Source organism: Haloplanus sp., assembly GCF_028275055.1.
Classification (GTDB): Archaea; Halobacteriota; Halobacteria; order Halobacteriales; family Haloferacaceae; genus Haloplanus.
The window spans coordinates 1-14,088 of the sequence record NZ_JAQCNJ010000075.1; the positions used below are offsets into that span (position 1 = coordinate 1).

Genomic DNA, 14,088 nt, shown 5'->3' on the forward strand with positions numbered 1-14,088 from the left:
CCCGCCCGGCGGTCGGGCTCGATGTCGGGAATCGCCGAAAAGGTGTGCATCGCCATCGCCCACAGCCAGCCGCCGACAACGGCGAGGACTGGAGGGTGGGTGCCCGAAACGGCCGCGTAGGCGGCGACACCGGGAAGCACGTACAGGCCGTTCGAGAGCGAGTCGAGCGGGGGTCTGGTCTTCAGGCGGGCCGGCGGGGCGCTGTAGGCCACACCGAGTACGATGAACCCGGCGAGCCACGGCCACGAAAGCGGCGGCATCAACGCGGCGGGGACGGCGGCGAGGAGCGCGCTCGCGGCCACCGCGGCCGGGATCAGGGGGTCGCCCCCGTACCGCGTCTCGCGGTCCTCCTTTTTCGGGTTCAGCTCGTCGATATCCGCGTCGAACACGTCGTTGATGCCGTACAACAGGACGTTCGCGGGGATGAGAAAGTACCCGGCAAGCGCAATCGTCATCGGCGTGAACAGGTCGGCGGTCGTGGCGGCGGCGTAGGTAACGCCGACCGCGACGGGTCCGGCGAGGTAGAGCCAGAACCGCGGCCGCGAGCAGACGGCCAAATAGCGGAGCCGACCGCCGAGGGTCATCGTGAGCGTTCGCGGCCCATCGCCTCCGCCGTCAACTGACCGCTGATGAGACACATCGGGACGCCGATACCGGGCGTGGTGTACGACCCGGTGAAGTAGAGACCGTCCACCTCGCTGGACGCGTGGGACGGCCGGAGAAGCGACGTTTGTTTGAGGGTGTGAGCGAGGCCGAGGGCGGTCCCCTGCGTGCTGTTGTACCGATCGGCGAACTCGGAGACGGAGAAGAGTTCCTCGAAGACGATGCGGTCACGGAGGTCGACGCCGGTGTGTTCGGCGATGTCGTCGAGCAACAGGTCGCGGAACCGTTCGCGGCGCTCCGGGGTGTCGTCGAGTCCCGGTGCGATCGGAACGAGAGCAAAGAGGTTGCTGTGGCCGTCGGGGGCGACAGTGTCGTCGGTTTTCGACGGAACACAAAGGTAGTAGGCCGGCTCCTCGGGCCACGCGGGGTCGCCGAAGATGGTGTCGAAGTGGTCGTCCCAGTCCGTGGGCAGAACGAGGGTGTGGTGGGCCAACGGCTCCACATCGCCCTCGACGCCGAGATAAACGAGAAACGCGGAGGGAGCGTAGGTGCGCGAGTCCCAGTAGTCGGCGTCGTACTGACGGTCCTCGGGGAGGAGCAGTTCCTGTTCTGTGTGGGCGTAGTCGGCGTCGGACACCACCTCATCGGGGAAAAACTCGCGGCCGCCCTCGGTGCGGACGGCGAAGCCGCCCTCGCGACCCCTGATCTCCGCGACCGGGTGGTCCGTACGGAAGTCGACGCCCAGTTCCTCGGCCATCGCCACCACACCGTCGACGACGGCACCCATGCCGCCCTCGGGGTAGTAGACGCCGAGGTTGAAATCGACGTGGCTCATCAGGTTGTAGAGCGCAGGGGTGTTGTTGGGCGCGCCGCCCAAGAACACGAGGGAGTACTGGACGATCTGTTGGAGTTTCGGGTGGTCGAAGTACTCCTCGACGTGGTCCTGCATCGTTCCCAACAACGACAGCCCACGGGCGTACCGCAACACGTCGGGGTCGACGTAGTCGCGCAGGCGCGGGCGGTCCTCGTAGACGAAGTGTTCCATTCCCACGTCGTAGGTGTAGGCGGCCTGTTCGAGATAGTCGTCGAGGGCCGCGTCGGCGCCGGGTTCGTACGACTCGAACAGGTCGCGGTTGGCGTCCATGTCGGGAACGAGGTCGACCTGGTCGCCGTCCTTGAAGAAGATACGGTAGTGTGGGTCGAGCCGTTCGAGTCGATAGTACTGGTCCGGCCGGCGGCCGAAATCGGCGAAGAAGTTCTCGAACACGTCGGGCATGAGATACCACGACGGCCCCATGTCGAACCGGAAGCCGTCGGCGTGGAGACGGCTCGCCCGGCCGCCGAGCTGTTCGTTCTTTTCCAAGACGGTCACGTTCGCGCCGGCGTCGGCGAGGTAGCAGGCCGTCGAGAGCCCACCGAACCCGCTCCCGACGACGATGACCGACCGACCGTCGGCTGTTCCGACCGGCGGGCTGGATGACATGTGCGGACGTACGAACGTGACCCGTATATACTACCCGGCGGCGGCGGGATCGGTGTCCTACTCCCGGACTCCGGACCCGGTGTGGCGACCGACCGGTCACCGAACCCAGCTTAGTCGTCACGTCGACCCCCGAGTACCTTTGCGGCGACGAGGATCGGGTCCCACACCGGACTGAACGGCGGCGCGTAGGCCAGATCTAGCCGTTCTAACTCGCCGACCCTCATGTCGGCCTCGATGGCCGTCGCCAGCGTGTCGATCCTGATCGCCGCCCGGTCACAGCCGACGATACTCCCGCCGAGAACGCGTTCGGTCGTCCGGTCGGCGACGAGTGTGACGACCGTGTCGTCGCCGCCGGGGTAGTAGCCCGAGCGCGACCCCGCGGTGACCGTCTCCGTCACGGGGTCGAACCCGGCCTCTGTGGCTGCCTCCGGAAACATCCCGACGCGGCCACACTCCAAATCAAACGCCTTCACGACCGCCGTGCCGGCCACGTCGCCGACGGCCGTCGGATCGCCGGCAACCGTCGCGCCGACCGCCCGCCCGGCACGGTTGGCCGTCAGTCCCAACGGCACCCACACCTCCTCACCGGTGACGGCGTGACTCGCCGTCGCCACGTCGCCCGCGGCGTAGATCCCTGGGGCCGAGGTCCGGCCGTACGCGTCGGTCCGGATCGCTCCCGCCGGTCCCCGGTCGACCCCGGTGCCGTCAAGCACGCCCACGTTCGGTTCGATGCCGACACCGAGCAACGCCAACCCAACGGCGTATCGGTCGCCCTCGGGGCCTGTTCGGCCGTTTTCCGAGGACGTGTCCTCGCCGGCGACGACGGCCTCGACCCGGTCTTCGCCCTCGATGGCGGCGACCGACCGGCCGGTGTGGACATTTACTCCCTGTTCGTCGAGGTGTGTCTCGACCCGATCGCCGACCGCTTCCCCGAACGGTGGGAGGAGGTGATCGGAACGTTGGAACAGGTGGATGTCGAGGTCCCGGGCCGCGAGGGCCTCAGCCATCTCGATGCCGACGTAGCCCCCGCCGATGATGGCCGCCCGTTCGGGCGGATCGAACGCGACGTTACGGTCAACCCGCGCCTCGTCGACGGGACCGTCGCCGAGACGGTCGCGGTCGTAGTCGCTCGGCGGCGACAGGTACGCGTCGATGGCCGCCGCGCTGTCGAGGCCGTGGACGGTGAAGACGCCGTCGCGGTCGGCGTCGAACGGGCCGGTCGTCGCGCTTGCCCCCGTCGCAACGAGCAACTCGCGGTAGGGTTGGTCGAACCGCTCGCCGTTGGCGCGGACCGTTACCGTCCGGTCGTCGGGGTCGACCGCCACCGCCTCGTGGCCACGGCGGAGGTCGATCCCTCGTTTCTCGATGTCCGCCGGCGAGAGCGACAGCAGGTCGGTCAGGTAGTCGACGGACCCCTCGATAAAGTAGGGCAGGCCACAGTGGGCGTATGAGACCCACCGGCCACGTTCGAGGACGACGACATCCCGGTCGGATTCGCGTCGGAACTTGCTCGCTGCGCTCAGACCGGCGGCGTCGCCGCCGACAACGACGAACGGGTCGGATGCCATACACATCCTTCGACGCTGTCTGACAAAAGACTGTGCCGGGAACGCACGGAGCGTGCCCGGACACGGGCAATCAGTCGTCGCGGTAATAAAAGAGCGCAAGCAGGCCGGCGAGGGCCGTCTCGCTCGCGAGCGCCAGAAACTCGACCGGGCCGGCGAACACGTGGGCGAGCATATAACTCAGCGTCGACCCGTGGTGGTCGGTGCCGGGGCCGACGATCAGGAGCGGCCGGTGGCCACCGATATGCCAGGCGAAGTAGCCAACGACGTAGATGGACATCAACCCCACGCCGGCGGCGTAGAGGGGTCGGCGGCCGACACCGGCGACGGCGGCGACCAGACCGGCCACGATGGCGAGTCCCGAGAGAACGAACAACGGCCACCGGATGTCCGGCGGAACGATGATCCCACCCCCGAGGTAGGTGAGCCAGTTGCTGACGCCGAGTGCCAGATGGATGACGGCGACGAGAACTGCGAGATGTGCCGCAACGACGTGAAGCGGGTCGAACGCGCGGAGGGTCATTTACCGAGTGGAGAACGGCAGGAAGCAAAACGGTCACGAAACAACTCAACCGACCGTTCTCAGAAGCGACCGCGACGGCGGAACAGGTGGGTGAGAAGCCGCTCGATGGGACCGGGAGCGGTCGAATCGACCGATGCGCCGGGAATGTAGTATTCGGTGTTGGTGTTCTCGTCGGAGTCCGTGTGCTGGCTCATATACGTCGTTAGGAACGGGCCATATTAAAAATTCTGAAATTAAGTTAGCGTATTACAAATCTACTTCCGTTATTGAGAAACAGTGACGTGAGAAACGGGGTCGTGGCCTGCCTTTCATGCTCGTGGCAGACGAACGGCGCATATGGACGGGACGAACACCGTGGTAACGGGAGCGAGTCGTGGGATCGGTGCGAACGTCGTCCGCCGGTTCGTCGCCGAAGGCGCACGCGTCACGTGCTGTGCCCGGTCGCTGGACGGGATAGAAGCTGTCACCGAGGACGTGGAGGGGCCGGCAACCGCGGTTCAGGCCGACGTTCGCGACGAGTTCGACGTGAGACGACTGATGGAGACGGCCGCCCGCGACGGCGACATCGACGTCGTCGTGGCGAATGCCGCGGTCACCGGCGGCGAACCGGGAGCAAGCCCACTCGACGAGACGTCCTACGCCGCCTTCGACGACACGATGCGAACGAACGTCCGGGGTGTCTTCGCAACGATCACCGAGGCGCTTCCCCACCTCGCCGCCGACGGCCGGATCCTCGTCCCCTCGGGGTCGGTCGCCCGCGAGGCGACGCCCGGTATGGGGGCATACGCCGTTTCGAAAGCGGGCGCGGAGGCGCTGGCCCGAGGGTTCTCTGCCGACATCGAACAGTCGGTCGGTGTCGTCGACCCCGGCTACGTCGCCACCGACCTGAGCGGTGGGACGGGACGCGACCCCGAGGATGTCGCGCCGATGTTCGTGTGGGCGGCCCGCGACGTCGACGCCGACGCCGTCGACGGCGAGGTCCTTGACCTGCGGGCGTGGAAGCGAGCGACCCGGTAGGGCACCGGCCGGCGATCCGATCGCCGAACCGAACGTATTATTAACTACTGCGATCCCGTTGTTAATATGATTCGACGCTCGTTTCTCGGCGTCGCCGCGGCGGGGTCGCTCGCGGCGCTGTCATTGCTGGCCGCGAGAGCGAACGCCTGGAAACTGCTCGGCATCTCGTGGGTGGCGTTTCTCGCCATGGCTGGCGGCGTCGCACTCGGGCGTCGGTCTCCCGGCGACCGTCCATGGGCGCTTGTGTGGGGATACGGCCTCGCAAGCGGCGCGATGGTGACAAGCGCCGCGGTGTTTCTCGTCCCGCAGGCCATCGGCCACGACGCCAACTTCGGCGGGTTCGGCGTCGCGTTCGGCCTCCTCGCCGGCTTTGCCGGCCACACGGTCGGCCACCGTCTCGCCCACCGCGACCTGCCGATGGGCCGTACGACCGCGACGTTGTCGGCACACGCCTTCGCCGCCGGGACCATCATCGGTGTCGTCTACGGTAATATGCCCGGCCTCGGTCCGATCCTTGGCCTCGCTATCGTCTCGCACAAGGGACCGGCAGGTTATGCGGCGGCCCGGCGACTCGTCTCGAACGGTCGCGACCCGGCGGCGTTGCTCGTCCCTGCCGCCGGCGTCGGCATCGCGGCCATCCTTTCCAGTCTGGTCAGTCTGCCGGCCGCGCCCCCCGTCCGGGGCGTCGTCTTCGGTTTCGCCGCCGGCATCTTTCTCCACGTGGCGATGGACTTTCTGCCCCGGTGTGAACTCGGTAGCGAGGTCCACGACCTTCTGACCGTGAGCGGCGACGCCCACGCGTTGTTGGACCGACTCCGGGTTCACGGCGTTCTCAGTACGGCGCTTGGCGGGGTCGTGGTGTTTCTGTCGTGGGCCGTCGTTGCCTGACTCAGCCGTAGAGCCGTCGGAGTTGGTAGGAGATGCCCAGCCCCGTCGCCAGCAACACGACGAGGTTGAACGCCGCCTGAAACAACGAGCGGTACTCGCTCGCGACCCACGTCGTGATAACGTTCGAGACGCTGAAATACAGGCGGATCACGGCGACGAGCGCGAGCACCCCCAACACCAGGAGAACGGCGTAGTTGGCGTAGCGCCGGACGCGAAACCCGCCGTCGGAATCGTCGCTCGTCTCGACTGTGTCGCCGGCGTCTGTACTCGGGGTGTCGGTGGACGTGTTGCTCATTGGGTGTTCCTCCGGGCGAGTAGCGCGGCGGCGAGCAGTGCAACGGCGGCGACGCCGACGCCCACGCCGAAGCCGGGGCCGGCGCTTTCGGTCGGTGCGCCCGTCCGCTCGGCGACCGGCCGGCCGCCGTCGTCACCGCCGCCGGCGCCGTCGCCGCGGGTGAAGTCACCGACACGCAGTTCCACGTCTCGCCGGGTCTCGTTGACGCTGATCGTCTCCGAGGGGTCGAGGTTTGCGGCCCCACGTGCGGTGTCGATGACGACGCCGTCCTTCCGGAGCACGGCGTCGATGTAGTAGTTGTACCCCGACGGGACCGTCAGTCGGGCATCGACCGTCTCCGTCCGGCCGGGCCGGACCGACTCGACCGGGACGGTCGTCCGACCGGCGACGATGTTCGAGTCGGCCTGTCGGAGCGTCAGCGTGACCTCCAGATCCTCGGGTTGTGCGTCACCGCCGTTGGTCAGGGCGGCCTGCATAACAAGGGTCGTCCGCTCGTCGGTCGTCTCGGCGACGCCGAACGAAACAGACGGGAGCGCGTCACGGTCGGCGAACTCGACGGCGCTGCGGGCGTATGCGGGCCGGAGCGCCTCCAACCCGCGGAGTTCGCGTGCCCCGCTGTCGACGCGTTCGCCGTCGCGGTAGACGACCGCCTGGACGCGGTAGCCGCCCTCGCGGGGGACGGTCAGGTTCGTCGGCACGGCCGTCTCCTTCTCGGCGGTCAGGTCGCCGACATCGACGGACCTACTGGTTTCGACCAGTCCCGACTCGGTGTCGACGGCCTGCACCCGCAGGCTGACGTTTCGCGCGGGTGGCCCACGGTGTGCGAGGCGGGTCTCCACGCTCAGAACAACCGTATCGCCCGTCACCTCGCCGGCCGAGAGGTCCATGTCGGCGATGTCGACCGGGCCGGGACGGACCGGGCGATCATCGGTCGGGTCCGCGAGCGCGCCGGGGACGGCCACGGCGGCGACGAGGGCAACGAGGGCGACGCCGACCGCACCGCCGGCCAGCGTTGTTTCGCGGCGCATACCTCCGATGACTCCGGATGGGACAAAGGCTTTCGGGAGGTTCAAACGGCGGTTTGTGTCTCGTTCAGGCCGCGTCGTCCACGTCGAGTAGCTTCTCGGACAGCGTGGGAACGAACGTCCCGATATCGGTCACCATGCCGATGGCCTGTGAACTGCCACGGTCGAGCAGTTGGGTCACGGTCGCGGGGTTGATGTCGACACAGACCACCTTCGTCGTCGACGGGAGGCAGTTGCCCACCGCGACCGAGTGCAACAGCGTCGCGAGCATCAACACCATGTCCGCCTCGTGGGCCTGTTCTCTGATCGCGTTCTGTGCCTCGACCGCGTCGGTGATGGTGTCGGGGAGGGGTCCGTCGTCCCGGATCGACCCCGCGAGAACGTACGGTACGTCGTTGGTGACACACTCATACATCACACCCTCCTCGACCAGTCCATCGTCGACCGCCTCCTCGATGCCGCCCGCCCGGATCACCTCGCTGATGGTGTAGATGTGGTGTTTGTGTCCCTGTCGGGGGTGTTCGAGCGTTTCGATGTCCATCCCCAGCGAGGTGCCGTAGAGCCCCCGTTCGAGGTCGTGGACGGCGAAGCCGTTGCCCGCGCTGATCATGTCGACGTACCCCTCCCGAACGAGGCGAGCGAGTTCGCCGCCGGCCCCGGAGTGGATCAGTGCCGGGCCACACACCGCCAGCACCGTTCCACCCTCGCGTTTTGTCTCCGCGATGGCCTCCGCGACCTGTTCGATGAGCGACTCGGAGGGGCGTTCGCTGGAGACACCGCCCTGCATGAACCCGAAGGGACCGGAGGCGTCGCGGGGGCGTTCGGGGGGTTGGACGCGGATACCCGCCTCGCCCGTCACAACGAGGTCGTCCTCCCGGATGCCGTTCAGCACCTTCGTGGACGCCCGTGGCCCGTCCGGACCGTCGGGATCGACCACGATGGCACAGTCCATCTCCACGTCCTCGACGGTGATCCACTCCCCCTCGTGGCGAACCTGGGTCGGATGGTTTGTGGTCGAGTAAAAGCCCATGGGAACCACCTGGTCGGCGGGTGCGGGGTCCAACGTCACGTCGGAGGGGTCAGAGAGGTTCGCGCCGCTCTGGTGGAGTTCGTGGAGGATCGACCGGAGGGCATCCTCGTCGTCGGCCTGCACCTGCATCCGGCAGTACGACACCTCGTCTTTCCGGCGGCCGATGTCGAACTCCTCGACCTCGAAGGAGCCGCCCATATCCATCACGATGCCGAAACACCGCTGCATCATCCCCGAATCGATAATGTGCCCCTCCAGTTCGACCGTGCGCGTGGCAGTCATTACCGAGAGAACGGGCGACCGGGGTATCAGCGTTGTGGGTGTCCATTGCGGCCACGACGCGACAGGCTTTAGCGCCGACCGGCCCTGTTGATGATCGATGGTTTCGGTCCCGTTCGACGGCGGGCGTTACGTGGAGTACTACCTCGGCAACCCGGCCAGCCTCTCTGTGCTTCTGGCCGCCAACGGGACCGCCTTTCTGGTGGGAGTGAGCTTCTACGTCCACTCCGACCCATCGCTCGCGGCGCTTCCCTCGATTCTCTACCCGCTCTTTGCTGACTCGCCGACCGCCATCGCGCTGGCGACGTTGTCCATCGCGACGCTCCTCCCGAATCTCCGCCGTCGTGTCCGGAACGCTCCGACGAACGTGCCACTCGCCTACCTGCACACGTTCGCGTTCGTCTGGCTGTTCAAATACGGTCTCTGGACCGTCGTGGCGTTGCACCTCCGTCCCGGCCTGTATGTCGGCTTCGGTGGGGCGGCGCTGTGGGACTACTGGGGCATCGTCCTCACCCACCTGCTGTTCGTCGTCGAGGCCTTCGCTATCCCCCACTACGGACGGACGACCGACCGCGCGCTGAAAATCGCGCTCGGTGCCCTTCTGGTGAACGACCTCTTCGACTACGCACTCGGGTACCACCCCCCGCTCCGGTACGACCCCGGCTTCCTCCTGCCGTTGTTGACCGTCCTGTTGTCCGTCGTCGCCGTCGCCGTCGCGAGCCGTGTCTTCGGCCGACTCGACCGGTTCGATCCGCTGGCTCCCGCTGAAGGGTCGGGTGCAGGAGGGGGCAAATGACCGACTGGCGGCGCGTTCTCCGGGCCGACGCCGTGATGGCCGATCTGATGGAGACCCACGGCGAAGTGACGCTTCCCCCCGCGGACGACGAGTTCCGGCGTCTGGTCGTGAGCATCATCAACCAGCAGGTGTCGACCGCGAGCGCGGAGGCCGTCCGGGAACGGGTCTTTGCCCGACTTGAGGCGGTGACCCCCGAGTCCGTTCTCGACGCCGACCGGGAGGTTCTCCGCGACGCCGGTCTGTCGGGGGTCAAGGTGGACTACATCCGCAACGCTGCGACGGCCTTTCGCGACCGCGACCTGTCCCGGGCCGCCTTCGAGGGGCGGTCCGACGAGGCGGTGGTCGAGGCCCTCACCGAAATCACGGGGGTCGGCCGGTGGACCGCGGAGATGTACTGTATATTCGCGTTGGGCCGTGAGAACGTTCTTCCGCTCGGCGACCTCGCGATCCGGCGGGGACTGGCTGAGCTGTACGACTGTGACTCCCGGGACGAGATGCGGTCGGTCGCGGAGCCGTGGCGGCCGTACCGCTCGTACGCCACGTTGTACGTCTGGGCCCACTACGAGGCGTGAGTGTCGCCGCCGAGGTCGGTTCTGCCGACCCCGGTCTCGCCCCACGCCCGATCCAGCGGATCGTTAAGTTCGCCCATCACGGCTTCGAGCGCGTCGGTCGCGGTCAGAAGCCCCACCACTGCGCCGTCGCTGAGGACCAGAGCGAGTTCCTGTTTTTCGGCCTGAAACTGATCGAAGCCGTCGCTGACGGTCGTCTCTGCCGACAGCGTCATCGGCGGGGCGGCGATGGCCTCGAACGTCGTCTCTCCGGCTTCGAGGTCGTCGACGTGGGTCAGGATCGAGGGCACGTAGACGATGCCCCGGAAGTCTGTTGGCTCCTCGCCGATCAGTGGAAAGCGGGTGTGTGGCGTCTCCCTGATGGTCTCGAGGTTCTCGTCGACCGACGCCGTCGTCGAGAGCGCGATCACGTCTGCGGCGTCGGTCATGACCTCCGCGACCGGCGTCGTCCCGACCTCCAAGGCGTTGAGTACCTCCTCGCGGCGTTCCTCGGGGAGGTCGCCCCGGTCGAGCAGGGAGGTGAGGCGGGTCCGGAGGTCGGCCCGCGACTCGATGACCTGTTCTTCCGTTTCGAGCCACGCACCGGTCATTTCGACACCGAAGAGGGTGAGCGTTGCCTTGGCGACGGTGTCGCCCACGCGCATCACGGGCGAGATGAGCCACGCGAACCAGTAGAGCGGCCGCGCGCTGTACCGACAGACGAACTTCGAGCGCTCGACGCCGAGATACGTCGGCGTCTGCTCGCCGTGGGTCAGGTGGACGAGGTTGATTATCGCGTACGCGATCAGCGCCCCGGCCCCAACCGAAGCGAGGGTCCCACCGGCGAAAAAGGGTTCGAACAGGGCCGCCAGCGCCGGTTCGGCGACGATGCCGACGGCGATACTGGAGGCGGTGATCCCCACCTGACAGCTCGTGAGGTAGATCTCTAGATCCTGTGTCATCTCCCACGCCCGCCGTAGTGCTGGCGTGTCGAACTCGGACTCGGGGTACTGTCGCACACGAGTGAGGGCGAACTCGATGGCGACAAAGAAGCCGTTCGCGAGAATGAGCACGACGCCGGCGAGGAGTCTGAGTGTGATCTCAAGCGGGGTCATCGACGGCGTGTACTGCGGGTCGAGTGAAAACGTCTGTGACCGGGTACTCCTCCGTCGTTTTCCTCTCCGGTCGGTCGTCGTCGGAGCGCCGCCGCACGTCGATGTGGTGTCCGGGTACGTCGTGCCCGCGCAACGGGGACGTTCGTGTGGCTCCGATCCCGAACGCTCGCGGTGGCGGTGTGTCGGGTGCTGCCGGTGTCGAGCCTCTCGGTCGAAAACGCGAGAACGGCGTCGAGACAGCCCACGGGTTTACCGGCGTCGCCGCCGTCACGAACCCGTGGATGGCAGTTGGGACGGCAATCGGTTCGTTCGGCATCGGTCGACTGCACCCGGACGACGCCACCAACTCCGGCGGTTCGGCGGAGTCGCCCGTTCTTGAGGGAGACGGGCGGCCGGCGACCACGTCGGTGTCCGGATCGACGGTCGCCGTGCCGGTTGCGGTTACGGCGGCCCATCGACCACGCTCCGCGGGGTCGTGACTCTGATCCCCCACCGCGTTCGGGGTCGGTGGAGTCCTCTCAGGGTGTTGGGAGAACACGCCGTCCGATCGATCACACGGGGTAGGTTCCCGACACGCGCGAAGCCCACATCGATCCAACAGGTAGATAACCGGCCGCTCCGTCGAATCGGGTATGGACGCCGCGTTGGTTATCCTCGACGGCTGGGGGCTCGGCGGCCCCGGCCGTAACGCCGTTTCGGCCGCCGCCACACCGCGGTTCGACCGCTACCTCGCGACCGGGGCGTCCGGCATGCTCGACGCTTCCGGGCGGCGGGTCGGTCTCCCGGACGGCCAGATGGGCAACAGCGAGGTCGGTCATCTCAACATCGGTGCCGGCCGCGTCGTGCCGCAACCGCTTGCCCGCATCGACGATGCCATCGCCGAGGGGCGGTTCTTCGAGAACGAGGTGCTCCGTGGAGCGGTCGAGCGCGTCGCCGGGACGGACGGTCGCATCCACCTGCTTGGCCTGCTCAGCGACGGCGGCGTGCACTCCCACCAGCGGCACTGGCACGCGCTGATCGACCTCGCCGCGCGCCACGACGCCACGGCGGTGACCCACGTATTCACCGACGGCCGTGACACGCCGCCAACCGCGGGCGCCGACGCCCTCTCGGCACTCGAGACGGCGGTCGACGACCACGGCACCGGCGACGTGGCGACGGTGATCGGTCGGTACTACGCGATGGACCGCGACGAGAACTGGGAACGGACGAAACGCGCCTACGACGCCATCGTCGCCCGGAAGGCCGATCACGCCGAGCCGACGGCGCTTGCCGCCATCGAGGCTGCCTACGACCGCGGCGAGACGGACGAGTTCGTCGAACCGACGCTGATCGAGGGCGGGCCGGCACCGGAGGCCGGCGACGTCGTCGTGTTCATCAACTTCCGAGCCGACCGCGCCAGACAACTCGCCCGGCTACTCGCAAACCACGATCCGGAGTGGGGGTTCGTGGCCGACCCGCCGGACGTGCAACTCGTCACGATGACCGAGTACGACGAGCGGTTCGACTTTCCCGTCGCCTTCCCGCCGCTTGAGGTTCCCGACACCCTCGGCGAGACGCTCTCCGGTGCGGGAAAGACCCAGCTCCGGATCGCCGAGTCGGAAAAGTACGCCCACGTCACATACTTCCTCAACGGTGGTCGTGAGGTGGCGTTCGAGGGTGAGCACCGGCGGATCGTCGAGAGCCCGGCCGTTCCGACCTACGACCGCCGCCCGGAAATGAGCGCCGAGGCCGTGACCGACGCCGCACTCGACAGTATCGACCGCGACGACCCGGACGTGTTGGTGTTGAACTACGCCAGCCCGGACATGGTCGGCCACACGGGCGAGTTCGACGCGGCCGTCGCGGCCGTTGAGGCGGTCGACGGCCAACTCGCCCGACTGGTCGATGCCGTCCACGCGGCCGGTGGCCACGCCCTCGTCACCGCGGACCACGGCAACGCCGACGACATGGGGACGGCCGACGACCCCCACACCGCCCACACGGCCAACCCGGTACCGGTCGTCTACCTCGCACCCGGATCGGACCCCTCGGGCGGTCGACGGATCCGGCCCGGCGGGTCGCTGTGTGACGTGGCCCCCACCGTTCTCGAACTCGCCGGGGTCGCGACGCCGGCGGCGATGACGGGCGAGTCGTTGTTGGACTGATCACTCCGCCGTGGTGACGAGGCGGTACACCGGCCCGGCAAAGGCGAGTGTCGCCAGTAGCGCCGCGCCGACGACGACGCCCGGGTCCATGGCGGCGTCGAGTGACGCCCGTCGTATCCCGCCGAGCGAGTCGCCAGCGACGACGCCGACGGCCACCCACGGCACCTCGCCGACGGCGGTCCCGAGGGCAAAGGCCCGGAGGGGGACGCCGGCGACGCCCGCGCCCACAGACACCACGTCGGAGGGAAGCGGGAGCAGTCTGCTGCCGGCGACGCTCCGCAGGTCGCCGGCTTCGTCGACCAGTCGCTCGCCGGCTGCGGCGATCCGTCCCTCTCCCGCGCCGTGCCCGGCAACCCAGTACGGGGGTATGCTGGTGAGGACAACGAGACCGAGCGCGAGCGGAAACCCCCACGGCCCGAACCCGTAGCCGACGACGGCCGCAAGCAGCGTCGTTGGCCACGCGAACAGCGGTCGGACAACGGCAACGAGGACGAGTGCCGCCGTCAGCCTGACCGGGTCGGTGGCCACCCACGCCAAGCGGGTCAGCGCCCACGACGGCGACCGTGTCCACGCGAGCGCTGCGACGACGGCAACGAGTGCCACGCCCGTGAGGCGTCGCACGCGACGATCCATACCTGTCGATCGTTGTCCCCGACCAAACGGGTTGCGCTCGACCGCCGCGAGATTCATGCTCCTCGCCCCGCAACATGTCGGTCGTGACCGACGACCGCGTCGAACTCGGCGTTGACCTTCTCGCCAGCCTCGAACGCGACG

General features: G+C 67.8%; 16 protein-coding genes. 6 read left to right on the forward strand and 10 right to left on the reverse strand.

Translation table 11 applies throughout. From position 1 onward, the window contains the following. The 5 genes from Q0925_RS09925 to Q0925_RS09945 form a co-directional block, all read right to left on the reverse strand. Window positions 1–584, reverse strand: a 584-nt coding sequence (locus Q0925_RS09925) for a prenyltransferase (protein ID WP_299334870.1), incomplete at its 3' end; no start/stop codon positions are given. After that, window positions 581–2,086: a phytoene desaturase family protein gene (locus Q0925_RS09930; protein WP_299334874.1), complete on the reverse strand. Its 1,506-nt coding sequence runs from the start codon at window positions 2,084–2,086 to the stop codon at window positions 581–583. The genes Q0925_RS09925 and Q0925_RS09930, both read right to left, overlap by 4 nt. A 110-nt stretch (window positions 2,087–2,196) precedes the next feature. Further along, a complete protein-coding gene (locus Q0925_RS09935) occupies window positions 2,197–3,654 on the reverse strand; it encodes an FAD-dependent oxidoreductase (RefSeq protein WP_299334877.1) in 1,458 nt (485 codons plus the stop codon). A gap of 70 nt (window positions 3,655–3,724) precedes the next feature. Next, window positions 3,725–4,174 carry a hypothetical protein gene (locus Q0925_RS09940; protein ID WP_299334880.1) on the reverse strand — a complete coding sequence of 150 codons (450 nt, stop codon included), beginning with the start codon at window positions 4,172–4,174 and terminating at the stop codon, window positions 3,725–3,727. A gap of 59 nt (window positions 4,175–4,233) precedes the next feature. Next, window positions 4,234–4,368, reverse strand: a complete 135-nt coding sequence (locus Q0925_RS09945) for a hypothetical protein (protein ID WP_299334882.1) — start codon at window positions 4,366–4,368, stop codon at window positions 4,234–4,236. A gap of 142 nt (window positions 4,369–4,510) precedes the next feature. On the opposite strand from Q0925_RS09945, the gene Q0925_RS09950 reads away from it, so the two are divergent. Together Q0925_RS09950 and Q0925_RS09955 are read left to right on the forward strand one after the other, a co-directional pair. Continuing rightward, the gene (locus Q0925_RS09950) at window positions 4,511–5,191 is read left to right on the forward strand and encodes an SDR family NAD(P)-dependent oxidoreductase (protein WP_299334884.1); all 681 of its coding nucleotides are present in this window, start codon (window positions 4,511–4,513) and stop codon (window positions 5,189–5,191) included. Window positions 5,192–5,257: 66 nt separating this feature from the next. Beyond that, window positions 5,258–6,079, forward strand: coding sequence for a ZIP family metal transporter (locus Q0925_RS09955; protein ID WP_299334887.1), 822 nt, complete (start codon window positions 5,258–5,260; stop codon window positions 6,077–6,079). Between the two features lies 1 nt (window position 6,080). Here Q0925_RS09955 and Q0925_RS09960 read toward each other — a convergent pair whose 3' ends face one another. The 3 genes from Q0925_RS09960 to Q0925_RS09970 all read right to left on the reverse strand — a co-directional run bounded on the left by Q0925_RS09960 (window position 6,081) and on the right by Q0925_RS09970 (window position 8,711). Next, complete coding sequence (locus Q0925_RS09960; RefSeq protein WP_299334890.1) at window positions 6,081–6,374, reverse strand: hypothetical protein; 294 nt, start codon at window positions 6,372–6,374, stop codon at window positions 6,081–6,083. After that, on the reverse strand, window positions 6,371–7,402 hold the full coding sequence (locus Q0925_RS09965; RefSeq protein WP_299334892.1) for a DUF7490 domain-containing protein: 1,032 nt from the start codon (window positions 7,400–7,402) through the stop codon (window positions 6,371–6,373). The genes Q0925_RS09960 and Q0925_RS09965 overlap by 4 nt, the downstream gene beginning before the upstream one ends. A gap of 64 nt (window positions 7,403–7,466) precedes the next feature. Further along, a complete protein-coding gene (locus tag Q0925_RS09970; protein WP_299334896.1) occupies window positions 7,467–8,711 on the reverse strand; it encodes a TIGR00300 family protein in 1,245 nt (414 codons plus the stop codon). A gap of 97 nt (window positions 8,712–8,808) precedes the next feature. On the opposite strand from Q0925_RS09970, the gene Q0925_RS09975 reads away from it, so the two are divergent. Then, the gene (locus Q0925_RS09975; protein ID WP_299334899.1) at window positions 8,809–9,504 is read left to right on the forward strand and encodes a DUF1405 domain-containing protein; all 696 of its coding nucleotides are present in this window, start codon (window positions 8,809–8,811) and stop codon (window positions 9,502–9,504) included. Beyond that, entirely contained in the window at window positions 9,501–10,076 is a 576-nt protein-coding gene (locus Q0925_RS09980) for a DNA-3-methyladenine glycosylase family protein (protein WP_299334901.1), read from the forward strand. The genes Q0925_RS09975 and Q0925_RS09980 overlap by 4 nt, the downstream gene beginning before the upstream one ends. Here the strand turns inward: Q0925_RS09980 and Q0925_RS09985 are convergent. Beyond that, window positions 10,064–11,167 (reverse strand): CNNM domain-containing protein, encoded by a 1,104-nt coding sequence (locus Q0925_RS09985; protein WP_299334904.1) that lies wholly within the window; start codon window positions 11,165–11,167, stop codon window positions 10,064–10,066. The two genes, Q0925_RS09980 and Q0925_RS09985, sit on opposite strands and share 13 nt — an antisense overlap. Window positions 11,168–11,313: 146 nt before the next feature. Between Q0925_RS09985 and Q0925_RS09990 the strand changes: the two genes are divergently transcribed. Together Q0925_RS09990 and gpmI are read left to right on the forward strand one after the other, a co-directional pair. Continuing rightward, on the forward strand, window positions 11,314–11,646 hold the full coding sequence (locus Q0925_RS09990) for a hypothetical protein (RefSeq protein ID WP_299334907.1): 333 nt from the start codon (window positions 11,314–11,316) through the stop codon (window positions 11,644–11,646). Between the two features lie 153 nt (window positions 11,647–11,799). Then, on the forward strand, window positions 11,800–13,314 hold the full coding sequence (gpmI, locus tag Q0925_RS09995) for a 2,3-bisphosphoglycerate-independent phosphoglycerate mutase (protein WP_299334910.1): 1,515 nt from the start codon (window positions 11,800–11,802) through the stop codon (window positions 13,312–13,314). Here gpmI and Q0925_RS10000 read toward each other — a convergent pair whose 3' ends face one another. Further along, window positions 13,315–13,947 (reverse strand): TVP38/TMEM64 family protein, encoded by a 633-nt coding sequence (locus Q0925_RS10000; RefSeq protein ID WP_299334913.1) that lies wholly within the window; start codon window positions 13,945–13,947, stop codon window positions 13,315–13,317. Between the last annotated feature and the right edge of the window lie 141 nt (window positions 13,948–14,088).

Excerpts from the sequence above, each read along its gene's own strand:
- gpmI (WP_299334910.1), top strand. The coding sequence starts at position 11,800 with ATGGACGCCGCGTTGGTTATCCTCGACGGCTGGGGGCTCGGCGGCCCC.
- Q0925_RS09935 (WP_299334877.1), bottom strand. The coding sequence starts at position 3,654 with ATGGCATCCGACCCGTTCGTCGTTGTCGGCGGCGACGCCGCCGGTCTG.
- Q0925_RS09980 (WP_299334901.1), top strand. The coding sequence starts at position 9,501 with ATGACCGACTGGCGGCGCGTTCTCCGGGCCGACGCCGTGATGGCCGAT.
- Q0925_RS09945 (WP_299334882.1), bottom strand. The coding sequence starts at position 4,368 with ATGAGCCAGCACACGGACTCCGACGAGAACACCAACACCGAATACTAC.
- Q0925_RS09960 (WP_299334890.1), bottom strand. The coding sequence starts at position 6,374 with ATGAGCAACACGTCCACCGACACCCCGAGTACAGACGCCGGCGACACA.
- Q0925_RS09930 (WP_299334874.1), bottom strand. The coding sequence starts at position 2,086 with ATGTCATCCAGCCCGCCGGTCGGAACAGCCGACGGTCGGTCGGTCATC.
- Q0925_RS09970 (WP_299334896.1), bottom strand. The coding sequence starts at position 8,711 with ATGACTGCCACGCGCACGGTCGAACTGGAGGGGCACATTATCGATTCG.
- Q0925_RS10000 (WP_299334913.1), bottom strand. The coding sequence starts at position 13,947 with ATGGATCGTCGCGTGCGACGCCTCACGGGCGTGGCACTCGTTGCCGTC.
- Q0925_RS09940 (WP_299334880.1), bottom strand. The coding sequence starts at position 4,174 with ATGACCCTCCGCGCGTTCGACCCGCTTCACGTCGTTGCGGCACATCTC.
- Q0925_RS09975 (WP_299334899.1), top strand. The coding sequence starts at position 8,809 with ATGGTTTCGGTCCCGTTCGACGGCGGGCGTTACGTGGAGTACTACCTC.
- Q0925_RS09950 (WP_299334884.1), top strand. The coding sequence starts at position 4,511 with ATGGACGGGACGAACACCGTGGTAACGGGAGCGAGTCGTGGGATCGGT.
- Q0925_RS09965 (WP_299334892.1), bottom strand. The coding sequence starts at position 7,402 with ATGCGCCGCGAAACAACGCTGGCCGGCGGTGCGGTCGGCGTCGCCCTC.
- Q0925_RS09985 (WP_299334904.1), bottom strand. The coding sequence starts at position 11,167 with ATGACCCCGCTTGAGATCACACTCAGACTCCTCGCCGGCGTCGTGCTC.
- Q0925_RS09955 (WP_299334887.1), top strand. The coding sequence starts at position 5,258 with ATGATTCGACGCTCGTTTCTCGGCGTCGCCGCGGCGGGGTCGCTCGCG.